3 protein-coding genes and 1 pseudogene are annotated in these 3212 nt (G+C 59.5%); 2 read left to right on the top strand and 2 right to left on the bottom strand.

Going from position 1 to position 3212, the window contains the following annotated elements; all coding sequences use genetic code 11:
- Positions 1–211 precede the first annotated feature (211 nt).
- Positions 212–1778, top strand: a pseudogene (gene istA, locus AC27VQ_RS25810) (IS21 family transposase).
- A complete protein-coding gene (gene istB, locus AC27VQ_RS25805) occupies positions 1711–2445 on the top strand; it encodes an IS21-like element helper ATPase IstB (RefSeq protein ID WP_488718578.1) in 735 nt (244 codons plus the stop codon). Before istA ends, istB begins: the two are co-directional and overlap by 68 nt.
- Positions 2446–2524: 79 nt before the next feature.
- Here the strand turns inward: istB and AC27VQ_RS25800 are convergent, their stop codons facing one another.
- Both AC27VQ_RS25800 and AC27VQ_RS25795 read right to left on the bottom strand, forming a co-directional pair.
- Entirely contained in the window at positions 2525–2962 is a 438-nt protein-coding gene (locus AC27VQ_RS25800) for a recombinase zinc ribbon domain-containing protein (protein WP_488718579.1), read from the bottom strand.
- 57 nt (positions 2963–3019) lie between these two features.
- On the bottom strand, positions 3020–3212 hold a 193-nt coding region (locus tag AC27VQ_RS25795), incomplete at its 5' end, for a recombinase family protein (protein ID WP_488718577.1).

Here is a 3212-nt window from a genome sequence, read left to right as displayed (position 1 = left end):
GCAGAATAGTCTTCTGGTTGGAGCAGCAGGCGCCGCCAAGTCCTTCGACCGGCAGCTTGCCTTTGTGGTTCGAGCAGCCGTAACGTTCCTTGGCCATGATTGTGTTTCGGCGTGGAATATTGCCCCCTCTGGCGGGGTGACAGGCGTCCAATGTTGACGCCCCACCTGTTTCGTCTGACCATCCGTCTTTTGTTGGCGGATGGAGGGGGAGTTGAAGCGAGTGGATACGATTGCGCGTGTTCGCCGAGCCTTCCATGTGCAGGGCTGGTCGGTGAAGAGGATCGTCCGGGAGCTGCATGTGTCCCGCAACACAGTCCGCAAGATGCTGCGGTCCGATGAGACTGACTTTTCCTACGAGCGAGAACGTCAGCCATTGCCGAAGACCGGGGCGTGGAAGGCCGAGATCGAGCGCTTTCTGGCCGCGAACGAAGGCAAGCCCTCTCGTGAACGGCTGACGCTGATCCGGATTTACGAGGAGCTTCGGGCGCTGGGTTACGACGGCAGCTACGATGCGATCCGGCGCTATGCGAAGGGATGGTCGAAGGATCGAGGTGCCGTGACTGCCGAGGCCTACGTGCCGCTCTACTATGCGCCCGGCGAAGCGTACCAGTTCGACTGGAGCCACGAGATTGTCCTGATCCAGGGCGTGACGACGACGGTTAAGGTTGCCCATGTCCGCCTCTGCCACAGCCGGATGATGTTCGCGCGGGCCTATATGCGTGAGAGCCAGGAGATGGTGTTCGACGCCCATGACAAGGCCTTCGACTTCTTCCGTGGCACCTGCACGCGCGGCATCTACGACAACATGAAGACGGCGGTCGAGGCCGTCTTCATCGGCAAGGAACGTCTCTACAATCGCCGCTTCCTGCAGATGTGCAGCCATTATCTCGTCCATCCCGTAGCCTGCACGCCGGCATCCGGCTGGGAGAAGGGACAGGTCGAGAACCAGGTCGGCCTTGTGCGCGAGCGCTTCTTCACGCCACGCCTCAGGGTCAAAAGCCTGGAGGAACTCAATGTCTGGCTGCTCGACAAATGCGTTGCCTATGCCAAGGCCCATAGCCATCCCGAACAGACGGCGCAGACAATCTGGCAGATGTTCGAAGCCGAACGCGGGTGCCTCGTGCATTACGTCGGCCCGTTCGACGGCTTCCACTGCGTGCCAGCGTCGGTGTCGAAGACATGCACTGTCCGCTTCGACAACAACAAATACTCGGTTCTATCGACTGCCGTCGGCCGCCCTGTCGAGGTTCATGCCTATGCGGATCGGATCGTCATCAAGCAGGATGGGGTAACGGTCGCTGAACATCGGCGCAGCTTCGGCCGCGGCGATACCGTCTATGATCCCTGGCACTATGTTCCCGTCCTCGCTCGCAAACCCGGTGCCTTGCGCAACGGCGCTCCCTTCCGAGAATGGGTTTTGCCAGCCGCGATGGAGAAGGTTCGCAAGCGATTAAAGAGCGTCGATGACGGTGATCGGCAGATGGTCACCATTCTCGGATGCGTGCCCGCTGATGGTCTCGCCGCCGTTGAGGCCGCCTGCCAGGAGGCGCTCGATCACGGCGTCTGCTCGGCCTCGGTGATCATCAATATTCTGGCGCGAAGCCGCGATCCGGCTCCCGCTGCAACCCTGCAAATCCCGGATGCGCTTCGGCTTGCCCATGAGCCGGTCGCCGACTGCGCCCGTTACGACAGGCTCAGGAGGGCAAGTTGATGGAACGCACACAGGTTCTCGAGCTGATGGGCACGCTAAAGCTCTATGGAATGCGCAGCGCTTATGACGAGGTTATGGGCAATGGCATCAAACGGCAGCACGAGCCACCGCGCATCGTCGGCGCTCTCCTGCAGTCGAAGATCGCCGAGAAGCAGGCACGGTCCATCCGCTACCAGCTCAGCATCGCCAAATTGCCTTTGGCAAAAGACATCGACGACTTCGACTTCGCCGACACGCCCGTCAATGAATCCCTGGTGCGGGAACTGGCCACCGGCACCTTCGTCGCCGACCAGCGCAATGTCGTTCTCGTCGGCGGCACGGGAACAGGCAAGAGCCATCTGGCCATCGCAATTGCCCGTGCGCTCATCCGCAACGGCACACGTGGACGCTTCTTCAACGTCGTCGATCTGGTCAATCGCCTGGAAAAGGAAACGCGCAACGGCAAGCAAGGTCGGATGGGCGATTACCTCACGCGCCTCGACTTCATCATCCTCGATGAGCTCGGCTACCTGCCGTTCGCGCAAGCCGGTGGTCAGCTCCTCTCCCACCTGATCAGCAGGCTCTACGAGCGCACCTCGATCATCGTCACGACGAACCTTGCCTTCGGCGAATGGCCGTCGGTGTTCGGTGATGCCAAGATGACGACAGCGCTGCTCGACCGCCTGACACATCACTGCGAGATCGTGGAAACAGGAAACGAGTCCTGGCGCTTCAAGAACCGCTCTCAAAGCTAAAGCCGAAGACACCCATCACCCGCACTTGGCCTACCCTCTGCAACCCCGGCCAGCGCCGGGCAGGCCAAGCGCTGATCGCCTACAGGGGGGTGAATATTGGACGCCGATATGGGGTCAACATTTCGAGCCGATTGACAATGATGGCCCTATCTTTAAGCATCGCCCCTGGCACACCCTCCGAGATTGAGCGGATGATTTGCTGGGTCTCTCGCTCCAGCTTCGCTAGCTCCGCTCGATATCCCGAGAGCGAGGAATTGTGCTGCATGCGCAGCTCGTTCATGCGGCGGGTGTATTCCTTGCAAAACTCTGCGCAAAGCTGCTCATCCATCAGATGATCGCGCAGTGAGCGGAATACCATATGTTCCAGCTTCTCGCGTTCCATGGTCAGGCGGTTTTCGCAGGTTCCTTTATTCCGCGCCGTTGAGCAACCGACATGCTTTGCGCCTATCATCGAATATCCACCACCACACGAGCCGCAGCATAGAAGGTGTGACAGGAGGTGCTTTGGCCGATTCATCTTCCACAATGGCGCGTCGTGCTTATTGATCTCGCCTTGCACCCGCTTGGCTTCATCTCAAAGCTCTTGATCAAGGATACGCAATTCAGGGACGTCCTTGATGATCCAAGCGTCTTGTGGGTTCATTCGCGACACGCGTTTGCCCGTCGAAGGGTCTTTGATGTAGCGAAGCCGGTTCCAGATCAAACGGCCGATGTAGAGCTCATTGTTCAAGATGCCCGTGCCACGCTCCCGATTTCCGTAAATGGTA

It is taken from the genome of Shinella sp. 20P9.1.1 (assembly GCF_057798995.1).
This window is presented reverse-complemented; position numbering and strand designations above follow the sequence as displayed.

What these genes read in the sequence shown, in the direction of transcription:
- istB (WP_488718578.1), top strand. Translation starts at nt 1,711, where the DNA reads ATGGAACGCACACAGGTTCTCGAGCTGATGGGCACGCTAAAGCTCTAT.
- AC27VQ_RS25800 (WP_488718579.1), bottom strand. Translation starts at nt 2,962, where the DNA reads ATGAATCGGCCAAAGCACCTCCTGTCACACCTTCTATGCTGCGGCTCG.